Here is a 20,869-nt window from a genome sequence, read left to right as displayed (position 1 = left end):
AATAATGGCACGTTATATGTGTTTCCATAATAAATTGTTTAACTAAAACCTGTTTATTATGAAGATTATCATCACAACTATCGCCGCTGCAACTATTTTACTAACTAGCTGTACAAACACACAAAAAGAGGTAACTCCTAAAAAGGATGCTACAACTTCTGAAAAGAAGAGTGACATTGCCTCAGAAAAGCCATTATTAGCACAATTAGATACACCAACAGAAGCTCCAGTTGCTTCGGTATTTTATGTAAACGCCACGAGCGGTCTTTCATTACGATCAGGTACAAATTTACGTTCAAAGAAAATATTGACACTTCCTTATGGATCACAAATAAAACACCTCAGCTCTCCAGAACACACAACAATGACCATTGCTGGCATAACGGGAGATATGATTGAGGTAGAATATCAAGGGGCGAGAGGTTTTGTTTTTGATGGATATCTTACACGATTAGCCCCTCCACAAGAAGGGGAATCTGTAGAGGGCTATGCAAAACGTATCTCTACAAAAGATCATACCGTAAAGGTTACTAAGATTAAAAACCCAAAAGGGGAAGCATTTGGTATTACAACACGCATTGAGCTACCTGCCTCTACCTGGACAGAAGCATATAGAATTACTAAAGAATTATTCGATTTGCCTAAAAGCCTACAACCAGATCTTGTTTCAAAGAAAAAATCTGAGATAGTAGCTAATAGTAACAAAAGAGAAAAAACATTTAAAGATGAAATAGCAGTAAATAGAGGGACTACATCAGAAATCACATCGATTGTATATTCTTATCAGTTAAGAGGTTATAGTAGAAGCGTTACTATTGCAAAAGATAAAAAAGGATTTATTGTAAAAGAGGTTGAGGTTTCTAAATAAGAAGTTTAGATCTTAAGAATTAAAAAAGCGTTCCTCAGGAACGCTTTTTATTTTTTTCAAATAGAAGAAGATTATTATACTTCTGAAACACGTAAAGTGTTTACCATCCCTTTTTCTACGATAGGCATTGCGGCTAAATTTATAAGCATATCTCCTTTCTTTACAAATCCTCTTTCATGTGCAATCTTATTGACATCTTCTACTGTTTCATCTGTACTTACATATTTATCATAAAAGATAGCCTTAACACCCCATAAAAGATTAAGTTGTGTTAAGATACGTTTGTTTGATGTAAATACTAAGATGTGTGCTTGTGGTCTCCAAGCAGATATTTGAAAGGCAGTATATCCGCTATTTGTAAGTGTTGAAATTGCTTTGGCGCTAATTTCATTTGCCATATGTGCCGCATGATAACAAATAGCTTTCGTAATATATCGTTTTGTACGAATATGTGGTGGATCCTGAGGTACTTGAATAAGTTCAGAGTCTTCTACATTTTTTAGTATGGAAGCCATTTTTTGGATTACCTGTACAGGGTATTTTCCAACGGATGTTTCTCCACTAAGCATTACAGCGTCTGCTCCATCCATAACTGAGTTTGCAACATCATTTACCTCTGCTCTTGTAGGAGTGAGGCTAGAAATCATTGTTTCCATCATCTGAGTTGCTATAATTACAGGGATACGAGCTTTTTTAGCTCTAAGAACTAGCTTTTTTTGGATAAGCGGAACCTCTTCTGCTGGAATCTCTACACCTAAATCTCCACGGGCAACCATTAAACCATCACAATAAGCAACAATCTTATCTATGTTTTCTACAGCTTCTGGTTTTTCAATTTTTGCTATGATTGGAATCTTATGATCTGAATGTTTGTCTATTATTGCTTGAAGTTGTTTTAAGTCTTCTGCATGCCTTACAAAAGAAAGTGCAATCCAATCTACTTTTTGACTGATTGCAAAAATGGCATCTTTCACATCTTTCTCTGTTAATGCTGGTAGAGAAATATTTGTATTTGGAAGATTTACACCCTTTTTTGAACGTAGAGGACCGCCTTGTATAACCTTCGCTTCTACTTCGTTTTTACCATCAGTTTTTACCACTTCAAACATAAGTTTACCATCATCTAGTAAAATACGTTCGCCTTTTTTTACATCATTAGGAAACTGAGCATAATTCATATATACGCTGTCTTTAGTTCCTTCAAATTCTTCTTTTGTAGAGAAAGTAATTTTATCACCAGGGTTTACAACTACTTCTTCTTTCATACGCCCTACTCTTAGTTTTGGCCCTTGAAGATCTGCTAAAATGGAAGTATTGTATTTGTGTTTTTTACTAAGATTACGAATCATTTTAATACGCTCTATGACATCTTCATAATCGGCATGTGAAAAATTAATTCTAAAAACATCAACCCCTTCTTTCATCATTTTTAAAAGAGTCTCTTCAGTACTTGTAGCAGGACCTAAGGTAGCAACAATTTTGGTTTTTTTTCTAGTTGGCATTATTCAAAAATTAAGTTTTCTTTAGTTTTAAGTTCTTCTATATCAACAGTATATGCTGTTATAATTTGTGGTATTTGATTAAGTTCTTTTAGTGTTTTTGTTTTTGCAAAACCACTTCCTTCTTCACGTATTTTTAATAAATAGTCTACACGAGGTAAATCTTCTAAAAAAAAACGTCTTTCTATAGCAGTTTCGGTTTTAAACAGGCTAGAAAGATTATCGGCAGGTTCTTTTTTAATTCTTGTAAGATTACTAAAAAGATGATAGGTTGTGTATTGTTTTTCGTTATGATATTCATACATAGGAAACTCAGCAGCTATAACATCATGACTTATAATTAAATCATTCCTACTTCTTTTAAGTCTAAGTTTTAAATGCTTATTAAGTAAATAGGCAAGGTAATAAGACTCTATAGCTCCATGTATAGCAATAAGCGTAAAGTCATAACCAAAATCATCCTCTAATACTAGTTTAAATGTCCCCATAAAAATGACTGCGAAATTTAAAGATACACAAAAGTAATCTTATGGAGTATGGTTATAAGCGACAATCTTGTATAAAAAGATACGCAAACGTTTGAGTTAGATAATTAAGTAAAGATTTTATATCGGAAGTGTAAAAGAGGCAATAGTTCCTTTGCCTTGTGTACTTTCTATTATCAGGACTCCATTATGGATTTCTATAAATTGTTTAGATAATATAAGTCCCAATCCAGAACCTTTTTCTTTTAAAGTTCCTTTTTGAGTTGTTATTTTGGTAACATCAAATAGAGAAGCGAGGTATTCTTCAGGGATACCAATACCATTATCTTCAATACTAAAAGCTAAAGAATTATCTACCTTATTTAATTCTATAACAATAATTCCTTGAGGATGGGAATACTTAATAGCATTAGATAATAAATTACGAATCACAGTAGCAATCATATTTTTATCGGCCATGACCTTACTATTTGTACTTGCTTCTATAACAATGTTTATATTTTTTCTAGTGGCCTGTTGTTTTTGAATTTTCACCTGATCTTTTATAAGATTAAGAATATCAATTTTTTGTGGCTCGTAGTGGATTTTGCCAGTTTGAATTTTCGACCATTTTAATAAATTATCTAAAAGAGAGAGGCTATTTTTACTAGAATCTCCTAAAGCATCTATAATTTGATTTGTTTGATTGTTTGGATTTTGCTCTTCTTTTAAAAGATCTAAAAAATTAATCACAGAAGATAAAGGACTTCTAAGATCATGAGCAATAATAGTAAAGAACTTATTTTTTGTAGCAACATGTTCTGATAGTTCTTTTTTCTGTTTTGCTATTGTTCTGTTTTTACGCTTGTATACATACATTTGTATAATAACAGATAGCATAAAACTTAAAAGCAACGTATACCATAGTATCATCATTAATAGTAACCCAGGGTTTCTCTTATAAGGTTTTTTATAAGCGGTTTCTATAATAAACTTCTTATTGAAAAAAGGAATTTGAGTCCCTATAAAATCACTATCCTGTAATTTAAAGTTTCTCCAGTATTGCTCATCTTTTTTAGTATTGTATATCTTCTTCCCATCATATACGCGTTCTCTATCAAATTCAACGCCTGTAGATGTTTTAAATCTAAAGGCATATTGAGAGGTGTCTATATTACTATATACACGATCAATAATGGGCTTAAAATCTTTTATGATAGAAAAATAGCCTGTATGATCATGAACTTTAAAACCGATAGGTAATCCCACGCGCCCTTCTACGATATTATAAGGATTGAAAGCAACATAATCCTTTTTGTTTAACTTCTTTTCCATTAACCTCATTCCTTTCTCGCTTACGAGGTTTTTAATAGAAGTTCCTATAAGGTTGCTAGGATTGATTTGATCTTTAGTAAAAGAATATTTAAAAAGGTGTGTAGAATCTACATAAGAAATAACATAACTATCATCTATAGGAAGACCAGATAACTGATAATTTACAAACTCATAAAGCGCTTCTTGGGAAGGGAATTCGGGTGATAATTTAACATAAGAACGTATGCCAGACATCAAAGTAGCATAGTTATTCAGTGCATTCTGAAAATCGGAAGCTGTTTTTCTGTTTAACTTCTCTAAACGTATTTTCCTGTTTGTTTTTTCCTTTTCAGTGATGTATGAGTCAGCCCAAAATACGAGAATGCCACTAATAATAGCAAATAGTGCAAAAACAAAATAATATTTTTTTGGTAAACGGAACGACATGTAGAGTTAGGGCTCTGTTAAACAACAAATGTAAATAAAATCTTAACAATGTAGCTTATTTGTTTTCTATTTGTCGTTGAAAAGCATAAAAAGATCGTTTGGAAGCTATCTCTTCTGCTTTTTTCTTAGATGTTGCCCGTGCTTTCGCTACAATTTTACCATCAATGTACAATCTAACAGCAAAATGTTTAACGGTATCTTTTCCAGTATCTTCATAAGTATCAAACTTAAATGTCTTTTTCTCTTTTTGACACCATTCTATAAGAACACTTTTATAACTTATAATTCGACCTTCAAGTTTTTCTATATCCACATAAGGTTCTATGACTCTTTTGTAAATAAATTTTTTACAATAGGTATATCCTCGATCTAAATATATAGCCCCAATAAGTGCTTCAAATAAATTTCCATGAATATTAACTCCAAAGTTTTCTTTTGGAATATTAGCTTTTACATATCGTAATAAATTGAGCTCACTACCTAATTCATTTAGGTGCTTTCTACTCACAACTTTAGATCGCATTTTAGTAAGATATCCTTCATTTCCTCCTTGAACTGCTTCAAAAAGGTGTGCTGCAATAACAGCTCCTAGCATTGCATCTCCTAAAAACTCTAATCGTTCATAATTTAAAGGATTGCCATCTTCTTTTTTAAGCCCGAGAGATCTATGTGTAAATGCTTTTTCGTAATGACTTATTTCTTTAGGCTTAAACCCTAAAATACTTTGCATACGCATAAAAAAAATCCCGTTCGTATCTGAACGGGAAGAAAATATTTTTTTTATGCCGCTCATAATATTAAGCGTCTATTTTTTTAAATAGTACACAAGCATTATGTCCTCCAAAACCGAAGGTATTACTCATGGCTATATTGATTTCTTTAGGTTGTGCTTCATTTAATGTAAGATTAAATGAAGGATCAATACGTTCGTCTACAACACTATGATTGATTGTTGGAGGTACTAAACTATGTTTCATAGCAAGTATAGAAGCAATGGCTTCTATAGCTCCAGCGGCACCTAAAAGATGACCCGTCATAGATTTTGTAGAATTAATATTGATGTTTTTTGCGTGATCTCCAAAAACCTTAGAAATAGCTTTTAACTCAGCGACATCTCCTAAAGGAGTAGAGGTACCATGCGTATTAATATGATCTACGTCTTGCGGGCTCATTCCTGCATCACGTAAACAATTAAGCATTACACGTTCTACACCTATTCCATCAGGATGTGGTGCTGTCATATGATAGGCATCACTAGACATACCTCCACCTACAACTTCTGCATAGATATGGGCTCCTCTAGCTTTTGCGTGTTCATATTCTTCTAATATTAATGCACCTGCACCTTCTCCTAGAACAAAACCATCACGTGTTGCATCAAAAGGTCTTGATGCAGCTTGTGGATCTTCATTTCTAGTAGATAATGCATGCATAGCATTAAACCCTCCCATTCCTGCTTGTGTCACAGCTGCTTCACTTCCTCCAGTAACAATAATATCACAATGCCCTAAACGTATATAGTTCATAGCATCTATCATTGCATTTGCTGAAGAAGCACAAGCAGAGACCGTTGTATAATTTGGTCCCATAAAGCCATGCTTAATAGAGATATTACCGGGTGCAATATCTGCGATCATTTTAGGAATGAAGAAAGGATTGAATCGAGGTGTACCGTCACCTTGAGCAAAATTAATAACTTCATTTTGAAAAGTTTCTAATCCTCCAATTCCGGCACCCCAAATAACACCCACTCTGAATTTATCAACTTTATCTAAGTCAATTCCAGCATCATTGATGGCTTCATCTGAAGCCACCAACGCGTACTGGGCAAATTTGTCTAACCTTCTAGCTTCTTTACGGTCAAAGAAATCTAGAGCGTTAAAGTTTTTAAGTTCACAAGCAAATTTTGTCTTGAACTTTTCTGCATCATAATATGTAATAGGAGCACACCCACTTTTTCCTGAAGATAATCCATCCCAGTACTCTTGAATATTATTTCCTATTGGTGTAAGTGCACCAAGTCCAGTAACTACTACTCGCTTTAACTCCATAAGTTTAAGACTTATTTTGCGTCCTCTATATATGAAATTGCTTGACCTACGGTAGCAATATTCTCTGCTTGATCGTCAGGAATTTGAATATCAAATTCTTTCTCAAATTCCATAATAAGTTCAACAGTGTCTAGTGAATCGGCACCTAAGTCGTTTGTGAAGCTAGCTTCGGTTACAACTTCGTTCTCATCTACGCCTAATTTGTCTACGATGATCGCCTTTACTCTTGATGCAATGTCTGACATAATTTCTAAATTTAATTTTTTAATTAAGTGGCAAAAATAACAAACCTTTATGGTTTGATCACTATTGCCACAAAAATATGAAGGTAATTTACGTAAATATTAAAGAATTTCTCTACAAAAAACCTTCAAATTGTTAATAATAATCGTTTGTTTTGCACATTATAACAGTGTCATAAATATATGAAACGTATTGTAATTTTTGCTTCAGGGAACGGTACAAATGCCCAACGTATCATTAATCATTTTAAGGGTCGTACGGATGCTCAAGTCGTGCAAGTGCTCAGTAACAACAAGGGTGCCAAAGTTTTAGAACGCGCAAATAAGAGTAAAATTAGTGCGATTAGTTTTAACAGAACAGCGCTTTATGAAACAGATGATATTGTACATCTTTTACAAGCAACGCAACCAGATTTAATTGTGCTAGCAGGTTTTTTATGGCTTTTTCCAGAAAAAATAATAAATCTGTTTCCAGACCAAATTATAAACATTCATCCAGCATTATTACCTGATTTTGGGGGTAAAGGTATGTATGGAAAGCATGTTCATGAGGCTGTTTACGCTTTCGCGAAAGCGCATAAAGGAAAAAAAACCTTTACAGGAATAACGATTCATAAGGTAACTCCTGAATATGATAAAGGTGCATATATCTTTCAGGAAAAAGTAGAAGTTACCCAAGAGGATACTCCTGAAACCATTGCTCAAAAAGTGCATCAATTAGAACATGAACACTTTCCTATAGTCATAGAAAAGTTGCTGAAGAGTCAATAATTTAAACATGAAAACTCCATCTTTATGGAGAATATAAATACATATGTCTAAGAAAAAAGAAAAGTTTTATGTGGTGTGGCAAGGTAAGAGACCAGGAATTTATCTTACTTGGAAAGATTGTAAAGCCATGATAGATGGATTTGCAGGAGCACAGTATAAATCTTTTCCAACATTTGCCGAAGCAAAAACCGCTTACAATAAAGACTATGCAGATGTAAAAGGAACTTCTAAAAAAAAGAAAGTCCTTACTCCAGAAGAAAAAGCAGCTTATGGTGAGCCAAATCTATATTCTATTGCAGTAGACGCTGCGAGTTCTGGAAATCCCGGTGTTATGGAGTATCGAGGTGTAGATACACAAACTGAAAAACAGCTTTTTCATCAAGGACCTTTTAAACAGGGAACAAATAATATTGGAGAATTTCTTGCTCTTGTACACGGACTGGCGTATTTAAAAAAAATAGGAAGTGATCGTATTATTTATTCAGATTCACGTATTGCTATCGGATGGGTTAAAAAGAAAGCCTGCAATACAAAACTGCAAGAAACTCCTAGAAATAAAGATGTATACAATCTCGTACGTCGTGCAGAACAATGGCTTAAAACAAATACATATACCACTACCATTGTAAAGTGGGAAACAAAAGCATGGGGAGAGATTCCTGCAGACTTTGGAAGAAAATAGCCATATTAACATTCTTAACATGTAATTTTTTTCTTTTTTCCGCTACTAAAGCCCCGCTATGAAGACATTTTTTTATCTAACTTTTTTTATGATACTACCTTTGAGTGTAACTACTCCTGGGCCATGGAAGCTTAAAAAAGCAAAAGATGCTATAGAGATATACACCCGAGCATATCCAGATAGTCCTTTTAAAGAATTTAAAGCGACATCGGTTTTAGATACTACATTTGAAGAGCTATTACAAGAGCTATATGATGCTCCAATGTATACACCTACTTGTGATTTTAATATTAGTTATCGCATAGCTAGTGAGAAAGAAAGCTCACGTTTTTTTTATTACAAACAAGAAATGCCATGGCCTTTAAAAGATAGGGATGTTGTTACAGAACTAAAACTAATAGAGTACACAGAAGATAGAGTATACTTATCTATAGAGACGGTGTCTGATGTTCTAGATATTCAAAATAATTGTTTACGTATTGAGAAACTTTCAGGGTTTTGGTTATTAGAGAAAGAAGAAGGAGGCATAAGAGCCACACAACAAATACATATGGATCCAGGAGGGAGGGTGCCTGCAATCATTGTAAACCCTCTTGTTGTAAAGGGACCTTTTAAAACATTTAAAGAGCTACATCGTAAATTAGATTCGCATAAAGAAATAGCTCAAAATTGAAGCAAGATTTCGTGTTTTTCTTTTTCTTTAAAACTATATCTTTGCAAAAAAATATAGATGAGTAAATTAGTTATTGTTGGTACATGTGCATTTGATGCTATTGAGACCCCTTTTGGTAAAACAGATAAAATACTAGGTGGTGCAGCCACATATATAGGTCTTGCAGCTTCTCAATTTAAAGTAGACTCATCTATTGTATCTATAGTAGGAGAAGATTTCCCAAAAGAATATATAGACCTATTAACAAATAGAAATATTAATCTAGAAGGTCTTGAAATTGTTAAAGGAGGAAAAACCTTTTTCTGGAGTGGTAAATATCATAATGATATGAACACTCGTGATACTCTTGTTACAGAATTAAATACACTTGCAGATTTTAACCCTCAAGTTCCAGCTTCCTATCAGGATGCAGAAATTGTAATGTTAGGTAATTTACAACCTACCGTACAATTAAGCGTGATAGAACAGATGAGCAATCCTAAGCTTGTTATTTTAGACACCATGAATTTTTGGATGGATATTGCCCTAGATGAGCTTAAGACAACATTAAAAAAAGTAGATGTTATTACAATAAATGACGAAGAAGCTCGTCAATTAAGTGGAGAATATTCTTTAGTTACTGCAGCAAGAAAAATACATGAGATGGGCCCTCAGTATGTTGTTATTAAAAAAGGAGAGCATGGCGCATTACTTTTTCATAATGATGAAGTGTTTTTTGCACCTGCATTACCATTAGAAGAAGTATTTGATCCAACAGGAGCAGGAGATACATTTGCAGGGGGATTTGCTGGATTTTTAGCGCGTAGTGGAGATATTACCTTTGAAAACATGAAACAAGCCTTGATTTATGGATCTTGTCTAGCTTCATTTACCGTAGAAAAATTTGGAACAGAACGATTGGAAAACGTAACAACCGAAGAAATAAGAAAACGCTTGCAGCAGTTTAAACAACTAACGCAGTTTGAAATAGAACTTAATTAATATAAATGCGCTCCAAATTTGGGGCGCATTTGCTTTTACTATAAAGTACTTACTATGAGTGATGCAATAAAGCATGAATGTGGAATCGCCCTAATACGATTAAAAAAACCACTTACCTATTATAAAGAGAAGTATGGCACAGCATTTTATGGTGTAAATAAAATGTATTTAATGATGGAAAAACAGCATAACCGTGGTCAAGACGGTGCTGGGTTTGCAAGCATTAAATTAGATATGGCTCCTGGACAACGCTATATTTCTAGACAACGATCTACAGAGCAACAACCTATACAAGATATTTTTGCGCAGATTAATGGTCGTATCAATGAAGTTATGACAGCAAATCCAGATCGTAAAGATGATGTAGATTGGCAAAAAAGTAATGTGCCGTATTTAGGCGAAGTTCTTTTAGGTCATGTACGATATGGAACTTTTGGAAAAAACAGTGTAGAAAGTGTACACCCATTTTTACGCCAAAATAACTGGATGCATCGTAACTTGATTGTTGCAGGTAACTTTAATATGACCAATGTAAGTACGCTTTTTAATAAGCTTGTTTCATTGGGGCAACATCCTAAAGAACATGCAGATACAATTACTGTCATGGAGAAAATAGGACATTTTCTAGATGACGAAGTAGCAAAATTATACAAGAAATTAAAAAAAGAAGGATATAATAAACAACAGGCTTCTCCACAAATAGCAGAACGTCTAAAAGTTGAAAAAATCTTAAAAAGAGCTTCAAAAGACTGGGATGGTGGATATGCCATGGTAGGTCTTTTAGGACACGGAGATGCTTTTGTATTAAGAGATCCAGCAGGTATTCGTCCCGCTTATTATTATGAAGATGATGAGGTGGCTGTTGTAGCTAGTGAGCGTCCAGTAATTCAGACAGCATTTAATGTTCCTTTTGAAGAAGTAAAGGAATTAGATCCTGGAAAAGCTCTTATAGTAAAGAAAAATGGGGAATTAAGTATTAAAAGAGTTTTAGAACCGCTTACGCGAAAAGCGTGCTCTTTTGAACGCATTTATTTTTCTAGAGGAAGTGACGCCGAAATATATAAAGAGCGTAAATTACTAGGAAGGCTACTTATGCCAGAAGTACTAAAAAGTATCGATCATGATACTAAGAATACAGTATTTAGTTTTATTCCAAACACAGCCGAAACTTCTTTTTATGGACTAGTAGAAGCTGCCCAAGATGAACTCAATAAGCAGAAAGGACAAGAAATACTTGAAGCAAAAGGAACACTAGATCAAACAGGACTTGAGCGTATACTTTCGCGTAAGCTAAGAACTGAAAAGATTGCTATAAAAGATGCAAAACTTAGAACATTTATAACAGAAGATAGTAGTCGTGATGACCTCGTTGCTCACGTATATGACGTGACATATGGTGTTGTTAAGCCTGAAGATAAGCTTGTTATTATAGATGATAGTATTGTAAGAGGGACAACACTTAAGAAGAGTATCATTAAAATGATGGCACGTCTCAATCCTAAAAAAATCATTGTAGTTTCTTCTGCTCCGCAAATACGATATCCTGATTGTTACGGGATAGATATGGCAAAATTAGAAGACTTTATCGCGTTTAGAGCCGCAATAGCATTGCTTAAAGAAAAAGGAAATGACGCTATCATTTCTGAAGTATATGAGAAATGTAAGGCTCAGGTAGACCTTAAAGATAAAGAGGTGCAAAATTTTGTAAAAGAAATTTATGCCCCTTTTACAGATCAAGAAATTTCATCAAAAATCTCAGAATTATTGAGTGATGAAACTGTAAAGCCAGAAGTAGAAATTATTTATCAGACGGTAGAAAACCTTCATAAAGCATGTCCAAAAAATTTAGGAGATTGGTATTTTACGGGAGACTACCCTACTAATGGAGGGAATCGCGTCGTTAACCGTGCTTTTATAAATTATATGGAGGGAAATAGCGCTAGAGCCTATTAGTTTGATCTTAAGTAAATCACAAATCTTATATTTTTTGTGTATTTGGTCTAAAAATCGTGTATTTGGTCTAAAAGATATTGTATGGTTGCAAATCAATACTATATTAGCAGAGCCATAGCATAAGTAGGTTAAGTTCATGGTAGATTTGGGGCAAAAAAAGGTGGAACTTTCCGCCTTTTTTTATGCCCAAAAATTAAGTAAAGAATACTGTTTTAAAATAATCGTACTTCTATATTTTAATGGTTGCAAATTTTCTTTCTGCAAATTCAATTCAATTTATATACCTTTACACAAACAGTCTAATAAACCATGGGTCAACTCATTTTTTGGGCAACCGTTTCAATTTTCTTTTCATTTTTGTGCTCTATATTAGAAGCGGTATTGCTAAGTATATCTCCTACATTTATAAATATTAAAAAGGGGGAGGGTAAAACCTATGCCTCCGATCTTGAAGATTTAAAAAAAGATGTAGATAAACCTCTTATAGCTATATTAACCTTAAATACATTGGCACATACGGTAGGTGCAATGATGGTGGGTAATGTTGCAGCAGATTTATATCCTGATTTTACTATTATAGGAGTAAACTTTGTTGGATTAGTTTCTGGTATTATGACATTTCTTATACTAGTTGCATCAGAAATTATACCCAAAACAATAGGAGCTACCTATTGGAAACAACTAGCAAACTTTACTGCAAAAGCACTCAGGGTTCTTATTTTTCCGCTTAAATGGACAGGGGTTTTATGGTTATTACAACTTACCACAAAACTTGTAGGTGGCAAGGGACACCACGGAAGTGTTTTAAGTAGAGAAGATTTTACTGCAATGGCACAAATGGCTAGTGATGAAGGTGTATTTGAAGAATCAGAAAGTAAGATATTAACCAATTTACTTTCCTTCAAAGATGTGCTCACAAAAGATGTGATGACTCCTCGTACAGTGATGAAAACGGCAGCATCTAAAACGAGCATAAGTGATTTCTTTAAAGAAAATCAAGAATTACGTTTTTCTAGAATTCCAGTGTATGATAAAAATATAGATCATATCACAGGGATTGTTTTAAAAAGTGAAGTATATAGAGAAATGGCACTTGATAATCACACAAAAACATTAGATGATATACAACGTCCTATAATGATTACCAATCGCAATCTTCCCATTCCTGAGCTTTTTGAAGAATTAATATCTTCAAAAAACCATATTGCATTGGTAGTTGATGAATACGGAACCACAAGTGGTTTAGTAACCATGGAAGATGTTATAGAAACATTATTAGGTCTTGAAATCATGGATGAGAGTGATCGTGTTGCAGATTTACAAACATTAGCTAGAAAAAATTGGGAAAAAAGAGCAAAAGAACTTGGGCTTTTGGATGAAAATAAGGAATCAGATGAGTAAAATAGGATGTATAGTACTTTGTTTTTTTACCACATTTACTTACGCACAAAAAGACAATGCAAAAGATGCCTTCCTTGAAAAATGGAATAATTCTAAAAACTATTTAATCGCTATTGCAGAGGCAATGCCAGAAGATAAATATACATACGCTCCTACAGAAAGAGAAATGAATTTTGGTGAGCAATTATTACATATGAGGGGTAATATGCTTTGGTTGGGCAATACTTATTTTTCTTCTAAAGGATTTGATAGAAAAACACTTTCTCAAAACATACCAGAAGGAAAACAAGCCATTATTAATGCATTAAAAAAGTCTTTTGATGAAGTATATGAGTTTGTTCAACAAACTCCAGAAGAAGAGTTAAAAGAAACGGTAAACTTTTTTGCAGGACCTAAATCTAAACTCCAAATTTTAAATCTTTTACAAGATCATCTTACACATCATAGAGGGCAAATAATAGTATATCTTAATTTAAATACAATTGTTCCTCCAGATTATAGCGGATGGTAGCAACTATCGAGACTTTGCAAATGCTTTATTAAGGTTTCTCAAAATGGTAGTTAAAAACTGTGAGATATCATAAGGTTTTAGAATGATGTCATTCATGCCTGAATTCATAATCGTAGCACGCATTTCATCCAGTTCTACAGCTGTAAGTGCTACGATAGGCACTTCAGTATTAAATTTTCTAATTTCTTTTGTTGCCTCTACACCATCTACTTTAGGCATGTGGATATCCATAAGAATGAGATCATAAGTATTTTCTTTTACTAGAGCAATTGCTTGTTCACCATCATCGGCAAGAGAACATTTAAATTGACGTTTTTCAAGAATCTTTTGAGTAATTTTTTGATTAATTCGATTATCATCTACTACTAAAATATGAACATTTTCAAACACATGAATAGCAGTTCCTTCATTTTCAAGGTTCTTTCTTGCTTCGCTCTCATCAGATATATTTGCTTCGAGATCAATAGTAAAAGTAAATATAGACCCTTTACCCATTTCACTTTTTAATATAACTTCACTTTCATATAAAGCCAATAGTTTTTTTACAATTGGTAACCCAAGTCCTGTACCTTGATAATTATAGTTTCGATTTTCTACTTGAGAGAACTCTTCAAAAATTGTTTTTTGTTTACTAACAGGAATCCCTATTCCATCATCTTTTATTGTAAACTGTGTTTTATATAATCCTGTTTTTGTTTTTTCTAAAAGATCAATAGATACCCAGATATTTCCATTTTCATTAAACTTTATAGCATTTCCTATTAAGTTCATCAGAATTTGAGAAAGTCTTACATAGTCTCCTATCTGTTTATCTGGAATGTTTTCATCTATATGTAAGTGTATTTTGTTGTTATTTTGTTCTAAACTAAACTCAAAAGAACGTGTAATGCTCTTTGCAAGACTAGATAGTCGGTAAGATGTCTTTTCTAGAGTAATACCATCGGCATCCATTTTATTTAAAAGAAGCACATCATTTATAAGCGCCATTAAATAATCTGCTGAAAATTTTAAAGATTTAAGATCTTCTTTGTTTTTTGAAGTTTCGTCTTCCAATAAAATAGAAGTAAGTCCAATAACCCCATAGAGTGGGGTGCGTAATTCATGACTTACAGTAGAAAAAAATTGTGTTTTGAGTTGTGATAATCGCTCTGCATTATCTTTTGCAACCATTAATTGATTGTTCTTCTCATGAAGGCGTTTAATGTATTTTTTTCGAGACTTAAAAGCAAAAAAGATAGCAATGAGTGCAATTAATAGAATAGTAGAAGCGATAATAAATATATTTCTAAGATCTCTAGATTTTTCAATAAGCTTATCGTTGATGATTTGCTCATTTCTAGCAGAAGCTATCGTTCGTTCATATTCCTTAATATTAAATCGAGTTTTTGCAGCTTGGACTTCCCTCAATTTATCTTGCTCATATTTTTTATCATCTAGTTCTTTTGCTTTTTTTAGTAACTGATATGCTTTTTCATAATTCCCTTGCATTTCAGAAAGTTCCCCATAGTATTTATAAAACTCTAAAGCGACAGAAGGATACTTTTCTGTTTTGAGAATTACTTCTACTTCTTTAAATACTTCTCCTGCTAAAGCATAATTACCCTTTTGGGTGTGATATCTTCCTAGTAAGGTTTTCGTTTCTGCAACCTCTACAGGGTATATTGTATCTTTTTGATAGAGTTTTTCTACTTGAAGTAAATAAGGAAGTGCTTCATTAGCTTTATTCTCGTCTAGATATGTCCAAGCTATATTAAGAAGAGGAGGGATATTTTCAAATTCATTGCCCTCAGTATTTAATTCAATACTTTTTTTATAATAATCGATTCCTTTCTGATAGTTCTTTTTTCCATCAGACTCTACATTTCCTAAACTTAAATAAGCCCATGAAAGCAATGAATCCTGCTTGGTTTCTTTTACAATTTTAAGAGCTTTTTCGTGATTTAATCTAGCCTGAATGGTATCCTTCATTTCGCTATTAATACTCCCCATGAGATCATAGCCCATAAAAACATAGTACGGATTTTGTTGTTTTTCACCCTCAGCTATAATTTGTGTAGCAATTTCAATAGCATTCTTGTATTCAAGATTATCTATGCTGTTATATACTAAAAAGCTTAAGCTGTATATACTGTCTTGAGAAATTTCAGATATTGATTTCTCTTGCGCAAATGTATGATTTGCGCATAAGCAAAAAAGGATGATATAGCATAGGTTACACTTCATCTACGGGGATTATGAGGCTAAACAAAATTACTCAAAAAAAGAATAACAAACTTTTTACAAAATCCATACCTTTATGTATGCACAAAATATATATAAAAAGCCCAATGGGAGATTTAGAAATTGAGGGCGATGATCAAGGGATTATGGCAATCACTTTTTTAGATAAAGAGGTGGCTCCATCTACAGTGATACCAGAGAGTTTGAAAGATGCTGTACAACAACTTGATGAATATTTTGCTAAAAAAAGAACTGTTTTTGACTTAAAACTGAATGCCCAAGGCACAGAATTTCAAACAAAAGTTTGGCGTACATTACAAACGATTCCCTTTGGAAAGACAGCGTCATATTTAGATATGGCAAAAACACTTGGAGACCCTAAAGTTATTCGTGCTGCTGCAAGTGCAAATGGTAAAAATCCTATTTCTATTGTCATTCCTTGTCATCGAGTTATTGGAAGTGATGGATCTCTTACAGGATACGCAGGGGGATTACATCGTAAAAAATGGCTACTAGAACACGAAAGTCCCGTAAAACAGGTTTCACTTTTTTAATAATACATCATTTTAAATGACATTTTAGTGTTATGAAGTTTATAAAGAAATTTTTAAAAGGATTCATTAGTATCATCCTTCTTTTAGTTGTGATTGCATATATAACAGATTATGAATACATCCTAAAAGGAGTACGAGTTGTATATATGACAGGGCATGTAACTGCTTATATAGATGATTATCCTCATTTTGAAAATGAAGAAATAATAAACAGCACTCCACAACCTTGGCCATTACACCAATCATATAATACTGTTAAAGCAACGACAGCACTACAAGAAACAAATAAAGAGCTAGGAACTATAGCATTTTTGATTATAAAAAATGATAGTATTTGGTATGAAGATTATAAAAATGATGAAGAAATAACATACGGGCCTACTTCAAAAACAAATTCTTTCTCTATGGCAAAAAGCATAACAAGTGCTTTATTAGGAAAAGCAATTGAAGACGGTTACATTAAAAGTTTGGATCAACCATTAGGAGACTTTTTTGAACAATACCGAGGAACTAAAACTACTGTTGGAGACCTGTCTTCTATGTCATCAGGACTAGATTGGGAAGAAAGCTATACAAGCCCTTTTAGTGTAACGGCAAGAGCTTATTATGATGATGATTTAGCAGAAACCATACTGAATCAAAAAGTAGTAGAAACACCAGGAGAGTCTTTCAAATACTTAAGTGGTAATACTCAGTTATTAGGGATGGTATTAGAGAAAGCAACAGGTAAAAAATTAGCCTCATATCTCTCGGAAAGTTTTTGGAAACCCTTAGGTATGGAACAATCAGCATTATGGCAAGTAGACGATACTGAAAACAGACTCGTAAAAACATACTGTTGTATAGCAAGTAATGCTAGAGATTTTGCAAAATTTGGAAAACTCTATAAGGATCATGGAAAGTGGAATGGAAAACAACTACTAGATTCCACCTTTGTTGCGAAGTCAACCCATCCTAGGTTTTCAAGAGATGATATGTATGGTTACGGGTTTTGGCTTAGTAATCACAAAAACAAACAAATATTTGTAATGCGAGGTATTTTGGGACAATATGTAATTACTATTCCAGAAGACAACCTTATTATTGTTAGGCTAGGCCATAAAAGAGGAAATTTTATGCCTAACGCCTCTTTTACAGAAGACTTCTTCATCTATATTGATGAAGCCTATGCGATGCTTGAAAACTCTTAAAAAGATGTTATTTAACGTAATCTTTAGATTCATAAGTTTAATACCTTATAGTTTTAAAGCACTAATTAACATCCACCATGAGAATAACTATATTTTATTTCGCAATATTTATTGCCAGTATTGTTTCTGCACAACAAACTCCAACGCTTAATTTAGATTTTGAACAAATCTCTGAAAATAAACCATCACAATGGAACAGTTTTGGAGGAGATGATTACAAAGTAAATATTGATTCTACGGTTGTAAAACAAGGTAACTATTCAGCCTCTATAGAAAGTATAAAAAAAGGAAAAGACTTTAGTGCTTGGGGATTTACGATTCCAGCAACTTTTGGAGGAAAAAAAATAAAGCTTACAGGGTATGTAAAGACAGAAAATGTATCTGATGGATATGGTGGTTTATGGATGCGTATTGATCCCCAAGTTGGTTTTGACAATATGAACAATAGAGGGATTAAAGGATCTACAGATTGGAAGAAATATGAAATAGAACTTGATTTAAAACCTAATGAAGCTACAAATATAGTAGTAGGAGGAATTCTTGTTGGAAAAGGAAAAATATGGATAGATGATTTGGAGGTAACCGTAGATGGCAAATCTCTTGATAAGGCACCTCCTAAAAAGCTATCTGGAGCTCAAAAAGACACTGCTTTTGATGAAGGGTCTCAGTTTTCTATATCCAAACCTACAACACAACAACTTAAAAATCTTACAGTATTAGGAAAGGTTTGGGGTTTTCTTAAGTACCATCACCCAGCAGTCGCTATAGGAGATATTAATTGGGACTATGAATTATTTAGGGTTATGGAAGATATCGCTTTCGCGAAAGCGGACTCAGAAAGAGACCAACGTATCCTCAAATGGATAGATAGTTATGGTACTATTCCTAAGTGTAAAAAATGTAAAGAAACAGATGATGAAGCGTATTTAAAGCCAGATAATGCATGGATGGCATCAAATGGTATTTCTGAAGCTTTACAAGAACGACTTCAATATATTTATATAAATAGATATCAAGGGAAACATTATTATATAGATAAAACGCCGCGTGTTGGTAATCCTGTATTTTCTAATGAGAATACATACGCATCTATGAAATATCCCGATACGGGTTTTCGATTATTATCACTTTATAGATATTGGAATATGATACATTATTATTTTCCTTATAAAGATGTGATGGATAAAGATTGGAATGCTGTTTTAGGAGAATATATTCCTCAATTTATAAACGCAAAAAATGAATTAGAGTATGAAATTGCTGCACTTCAACTTATAGGAGATATCAAAGATACGCATGCTAATTTATGGGGAGGAGATGATCAATGGGAAGCTACAAAAGGAAGTAAATTCCCTCCTGTACATATTCAATTTATAGAAAACAAATTAGTTGTTGTAGATTTTTATAATCCAGAAATGAAATCTTCTCTTGATTTAGAATTAGGGGATGCTATTATAGCAATAAAAGGAGTTCCTGCTTCAAAAATAATAGAAGAGAAAATTCCGTATTATCCTGCATCCAATCATGAGGCAAGAATGAGGGATATTTCATCAGAGATACTTAAGGGAGATGGAGAATCTCTTGATCTAACTGTTTTGAGAGATGGAAAAGAAATTAAAATAAAGATGCCATTGTACGAAAGGAAGGAATTGGATATTTACGGCTGGTATAGAGAGCCTGAAGATGGTGTAAAAAGCTATAAAATGCTCCCGGATAATATCGGGTATATTACATTAGCAAACATTACACGAGAAGATCCAAAATCTATCTCAAAAGAGTTTCTTAATTGTAAAGGAATCATCATTGATATTAGAAACTATCCTTCTGCATTTATGCCTTTTGCACTAGGTCAATTTATTGCTCCAAGAGGAACAGAGTTTGTGAAATTTACACGACCTAATCTTAAAAACCCAGGTGAGTTTGTTATGGGCTCCCCTTTAATGATAGGCGCAGGCAACATAGCAAAAGACAAATTCAAAGGGAAAGTAGTAGTTTTAGTAAATGAACTGAGTCAAAGTCAAGCAGAATATACAGCTATGGCATTTAGAGCAGCTCCTAATAGTACGATTATAGGTAGTACAACTGCTGGCGCAGATGGGAATGTGTCTAGTATTTTATTGCCTGGAGGTTTACGAACTATGATTTCTGGAATAGGTGTATTTTATCCAGATGGTTCTCCTACCCAACGGGTGGGTATCGTTCCAGATATTGAAGTAAAACCAACGATAAAAGGAATCAAAGAAGGAAGAGATGAACTCATAGAAAAAGCAATTGAGATCATAGGAAGCTAGTATATAAAAAACACTTTCTTACATTAGAGCTTTAAACAAAGCTATGATCTCAAAGTTAACATTAGAACACATCCTTTTTTTAGATATCGAAACAGTGCCACAAGCCAAGAGTTTTGACACGTTAGATGAGACTACTAAAACATTATATGCAGATAAAACAAAATACCTTCGTAAAGAAGAATATACCCCCGAAGAATACTATGAAAGAGCTGGTATCTGGGCAGAATTTGGAAAAATAGTATGTATATCTGTTGGTTATTTTAAAACAACAGGAGACAATAGATCATTTAGAACTACATCTTTTTATGGAGATGAACGAACACTTCTTATAGAGTTTAAAAATCTTTTAGAAACACATTTTAATAGATCACATCACATACTATGCGCTCATAACGGGAAGGAGTTTGATTTTCCATATATCGCAAGACGTATGATTATATTAGGTGTAGAGTTACCGTATAAGCTTAACCTATTTGGCAAAAAACCATGGGAAGTGCCACATTTAGACACATTAGATTTGTGGAAGTTTGGAGATTATAAACACTATACATCTCTCAAATTACTTACGCATATTTTAGGAATTCCTTCTCCAAAAGATGATATGGATGGAAGTGAGGTGCGAAGTGTATATTATGAGGAAGGTGATATAGATAGGATTCTTATTTATTGTGAAAAAGATACACTAGCAGTTGCTCAAATCTTACTTAGATTGCGCAATGAAAAATTGCTAGAACCGCATGAAGTGATCTCAGTATAA

The 20,869-nt window shown here is 33.4% G+C and carries 19 protein-coding genes; 12 read left to right on the top strand and 7 right to left on the bottom strand.

All coding sequences use genetic code 11. The features are described 5' to 3' along the window. Window positions 1-58: 58 nt before the first annotated feature. Complete coding sequence (locus CHB80_RS04830; protein ID WP_089370284.1) at window positions 59-868, top strand: SH3 domain-containing protein; 810 nt, start codon at window positions 59-61, stop codon at window positions 866-868. A 74-nt stretch (window positions 869-942) separates the two neighbouring features. Here the strand turns inward: CHB80_RS04830 and pyk are convergent, their stop codons facing one another. From pyk to CHB80_RS04800, 6 genes are all read right to left on the bottom strand, one after another. After that, complete coding sequence (pyk, locus tag CHB80_RS04825) at window positions 943-2,370, bottom strand: pyruvate kinase (RefSeq protein WP_089370283.1); 1,428 nt, start codon at window positions 2,368-2,370, stop codon at window positions 943-945. After that, on the bottom strand, window positions 2,370-2,855 hold the full coding sequence (locus tag CHB80_RS04820) for an IPExxxVDY family protein (protein WP_089370282.1): 486 nt from the start codon (window positions 2,853-2,855) through the stop codon (window positions 2,370-2,372). The genes pyk and CHB80_RS04820 overlap by 1 nt, the downstream gene beginning before the upstream one ends. A gap of 117 nt (window positions 2,856-2,972) precedes the next feature. Then, on the bottom strand, window positions 2,973-4,592 hold the full coding sequence (locus CHB80_RS04815) for a sensor histidine kinase (protein ID WP_089370281.1): 1,620 nt from the start codon (window positions 4,590-4,592) through the stop codon (window positions 2,973-2,975). Between the two features lie 55 nt (window positions 4,593-4,647). Further along, window positions 4,648-5,385 (bottom strand): ribonuclease III, encoded by a 738-nt coding sequence (rnc, locus tag CHB80_RS04810; RefSeq protein ID WP_089370280.1) that lies wholly within the window; start codon window positions 5,383-5,385, stop codon window positions 4,648-4,650. Window positions 5,386-5,389: 4 nt separating this feature from the next. Then, window positions 5,390-6,643 (bottom strand): beta-ketoacyl-ACP synthase II, encoded by a 1,254-nt coding sequence (fabF, locus tag CHB80_RS04805; RefSeq protein WP_089370279.1) that lies wholly within the window; start codon window positions 6,641-6,643, stop codon window positions 5,390-5,392. An 11-nt stretch (window positions 6,644-6,654) separates the two neighbouring features. Further along, a complete protein-coding gene (locus CHB80_RS04800; RefSeq protein ID WP_027394586.1) occupies window positions 6,655-6,888 on the bottom strand; it encodes an acyl carrier protein in 234 nt (77 codons plus the stop codon). Window positions 6,889-7,068: 180 nt separating this feature from the next. On the opposite strand from CHB80_RS04800, the gene purN reads away from it, so the two are divergent. From purN to CHB80_RS04765, 7 genes are all read left to right on the top strand, one after another. After that, window positions 7,069-7,656, top strand: a complete 588-nt coding sequence (gene purN, locus CHB80_RS04795) for a phosphoribosylglycinamide formyltransferase (protein WP_089370278.1) — start codon at window positions 7,069-7,071, stop codon at window positions 7,654-7,656. A 43-nt stretch (window positions 7,657-7,699) separates the two neighbouring features. Continuing rightward, window positions 7,700-8,338: a ribonuclease H1 domain-containing protein gene (locus CHB80_RS04790; RefSeq protein ID WP_089370277.1), complete on the top strand. Its 639-nt coding sequence runs from the start codon at window positions 7,700-7,702 to the stop codon at window positions 8,336-8,338. Window positions 8,339-8,396: 58 nt separating this feature from the next. Continuing rightward, window positions 8,397-9,011 carry an START domain-containing protein gene (locus tag CHB80_RS04785; protein WP_089370276.1) on the top strand — a complete coding sequence of 205 codons (615 nt, stop codon included), beginning with the start codon at window positions 8,397-8,399 and terminating at the stop codon, window positions 9,009-9,011. 57 nt (window positions 9,012-9,068) lie between these two features. Beyond that, complete coding sequence (locus CHB80_RS04780; protein WP_089370275.1) at window positions 9,069-9,992, top strand: PfkB family carbohydrate kinase; 924 nt, start codon at window positions 9,069-9,071, stop codon at window positions 9,990-9,992. A 54-nt stretch (window positions 9,993-10,046) separates the two neighbouring features. Continuing rightward, on the top strand, window positions 10,047-11,945 hold the full coding sequence (locus tag CHB80_RS04775; RefSeq protein WP_089370274.1) for an amidophosphoribosyltransferase: 1,899 nt from the start codon (window positions 10,047-10,049) through the stop codon (window positions 11,943-11,945). A 309-nt stretch (window positions 11,946-12,254) separates the two neighbouring features. Continuing rightward, entirely contained in the window at window positions 12,255-13,346 is a 1,092-nt protein-coding gene (locus CHB80_RS04770) for a CNNM domain-containing protein (RefSeq protein WP_089370273.1), read from the top strand. Continuing rightward, complete coding sequence (locus CHB80_RS04765; RefSeq protein WP_089370272.1) at window positions 13,339-13,857, top strand: DinB family protein; 519 nt, start codon at window positions 13,339-13,341, stop codon at window positions 13,855-13,857. The genes CHB80_RS04770 and CHB80_RS04765 overlap by 8 nt, the downstream gene beginning before the upstream one ends. Before the next feature lie 3 nt (window positions 13,858-13,860). Here the strand turns inward: CHB80_RS04765 and CHB80_RS04760 are convergent, their stop codons facing one another. Beyond that, window positions 13,861-16,080 (bottom strand): tetratricopeptide repeat-containing hybrid sensor histidine kinase/response regulator, encoded by a 2,220-nt coding sequence (locus CHB80_RS04760; RefSeq protein ID WP_089370271.1) that lies wholly within the window; start codon window positions 16,078-16,080, stop codon window positions 13,861-13,863. 77 nt (window positions 16,081-16,157) lie between these two features. Between CHB80_RS04760 and CHB80_RS04755 the strand changes: the two genes are divergently transcribed. From CHB80_RS04755 to CHB80_RS04740, 4 genes are all read left to right on the top strand, one after another. Then, a complete protein-coding gene (locus CHB80_RS04755; protein WP_089370270.1) occupies window positions 16,158-16,631 on the top strand; it encodes a methylated-DNA--[protein]-cysteine S-methyltransferase in 474 nt (157 codons plus the stop codon). 32 nt (window positions 16,632-16,663) lie between these two features. Further along, a complete protein-coding gene (locus tag CHB80_RS04750; protein WP_089370269.1) occupies window positions 16,664-17,821 on the top strand; it encodes a serine hydrolase domain-containing protein in 1,158 nt (385 codons plus the stop codon). A 77-nt stretch (window positions 17,822-17,898) separates the two neighbouring features. Further along, window positions 17,899-20,112, top strand: coding sequence for a S41 family peptidase (locus CHB80_RS04745; RefSeq protein WP_089370268.1), 2,214 nt, complete (start codon window positions 17,899-17,901; stop codon window positions 20,110-20,112). A gap of 43 nt (window positions 20,113-20,155) precedes the next feature. Then, the gene (locus tag CHB80_RS04740) at window positions 20,156-20,869 is read left to right on the top strand and encodes a 3'-5' exonuclease (RefSeq protein WP_089370267.1); all 714 of its coding nucleotides are present in this window, start codon (window positions 20,156-20,158) and stop codon (window positions 20,867-20,869) included.

It is taken from the genome of Dokdonia pacifica (genome assembly GCF_900188275.1).
Lineage (GTDB): Bacteria > Bacteroidota > Bacteroidia > Flavobacteriales > Flavobacteriaceae > Dokdonia > Dokdonia pacifica.
Note: the sequence above shows the minus strand (reverse complement) of the source record. Positions and strands in the feature narration are given on the sequence as shown.

What these genes read in the sequence shown, in the direction of transcription:
- CHB80_RS04740 (WP_089370267.1), top strand. Translation starts at nt 20,156, where the DNA reads ATGATCTCAAAGTTAACATTAGAACACATCCTTTTTTTAGATATCGAA.
- pyk (WP_089370283.1), bottom strand. Translation starts at nt 2,370, where the DNA reads ATGCCAACTAGAAAAAAAACCAAAATTGTTGCTACCTTAGGTCCTGCT.
- CHB80_RS04815 (WP_089370281.1), bottom strand. Translation starts at nt 4,592, where the DNA reads ATGTCGTTCCGTTTACCAAAAAAATATTATTTTGTTTTTGCACTATTT.
- CHB80_RS04820 (WP_089370282.1), bottom strand. Translation starts at nt 2,855, where the DNA reads ATGGGGACATTTAAACTAGTATTAGAGGATGATTTTGGTTATGACTTT.
- CHB80_RS04765 (WP_089370272.1), top strand. Translation starts at nt 13,339, where the DNA reads ATGAGTAAAATAGGATGTATAGTACTTTGTTTTTTTACCACATTTACT.
- CHB80_RS04750 (WP_089370269.1), top strand. Translation starts at nt 16,664, where the DNA reads ATGAAGTTTATAAAGAAATTTTTAAAAGGATTCATTAGTATCATCCTT.
- CHB80_RS04775 (WP_089370274.1), top strand. Translation starts at nt 10,047, where the DNA reads ATGAGTGATGCAATAAAGCATGAATGTGGAATCGCCCTAATACGATTA.
- purN (WP_089370278.1), top strand. Translation starts at nt 7,069, where the DNA reads ATGAAACGTATTGTAATTTTTGCTTCAGGGAACGGTACAAATGCCCAA.
- fabF (WP_089370279.1), bottom strand. Translation starts at nt 6,643, where the DNA reads ATGGAGTTAAAGCGAGTAGTAGTTACTGGACTTGGTGCACTTACACCA.
- CHB80_RS04745 (WP_089370268.1), top strand. Translation starts at nt 17,899, where the DNA reads ATGAGAATAACTATATTTTATTTCGCAATATTTATTGCCAGTATTGTT.
- CHB80_RS04785 (WP_089370276.1), top strand. Translation starts at nt 8,397, where the DNA reads ATGAAGACATTTTTTTATCTAACTTTTTTTATGATACTACCTTTGAGT.
- rnc (WP_089370280.1), bottom strand. Translation starts at nt 5,385, where the DNA reads ATGAGCGGCATAAAAAAAATATTTTCTTCCCGTTCAGATACGAACGGG.
- CHB80_RS04790 (WP_089370277.1), top strand. Translation starts at nt 7,700, where the DNA reads ATGTCTAAGAAAAAAGAAAAGTTTTATGTGGTGTGGCAAGGTAAGAGA.
- CHB80_RS04760 (WP_089370271.1), bottom strand. Translation starts at nt 16,080, where the DNA reads ATGAAGTGTAACCTATGCTATATCATCCTTTTTTGCTTATGCGCAAAT.
- CHB80_RS04770 (WP_089370273.1), top strand. Translation starts at nt 12,255, where the DNA reads ATGGGTCAACTCATTTTTTGGGCAACCGTTTCAATTTTCTTTTCATTT.
- CHB80_RS04755 (WP_089370270.1), top strand. Translation starts at nt 16,158, where the DNA reads ATGCACAAAATATATATAAAAAGCCCAATGGGAGATTTAGAAATTGAG.
- CHB80_RS04830 (WP_089370284.1), top strand. Translation starts at nt 59, where the DNA reads ATGAAGATTATCATCACAACTATCGCCGCTGCAACTATTTTACTAACT.
- CHB80_RS04800 (WP_027394586.1), bottom strand. Translation starts at nt 6,888, where the DNA reads ATGTCAGACATTGCATCAAGAGTAAAGGCGATCATCGTAGACAAATTA.
- CHB80_RS04780 (WP_089370275.1), top strand. Translation starts at nt 9,069, where the DNA reads ATGAGTAAATTAGTTATTGTTGGTACATGTGCATTTGATGCTATTGAG.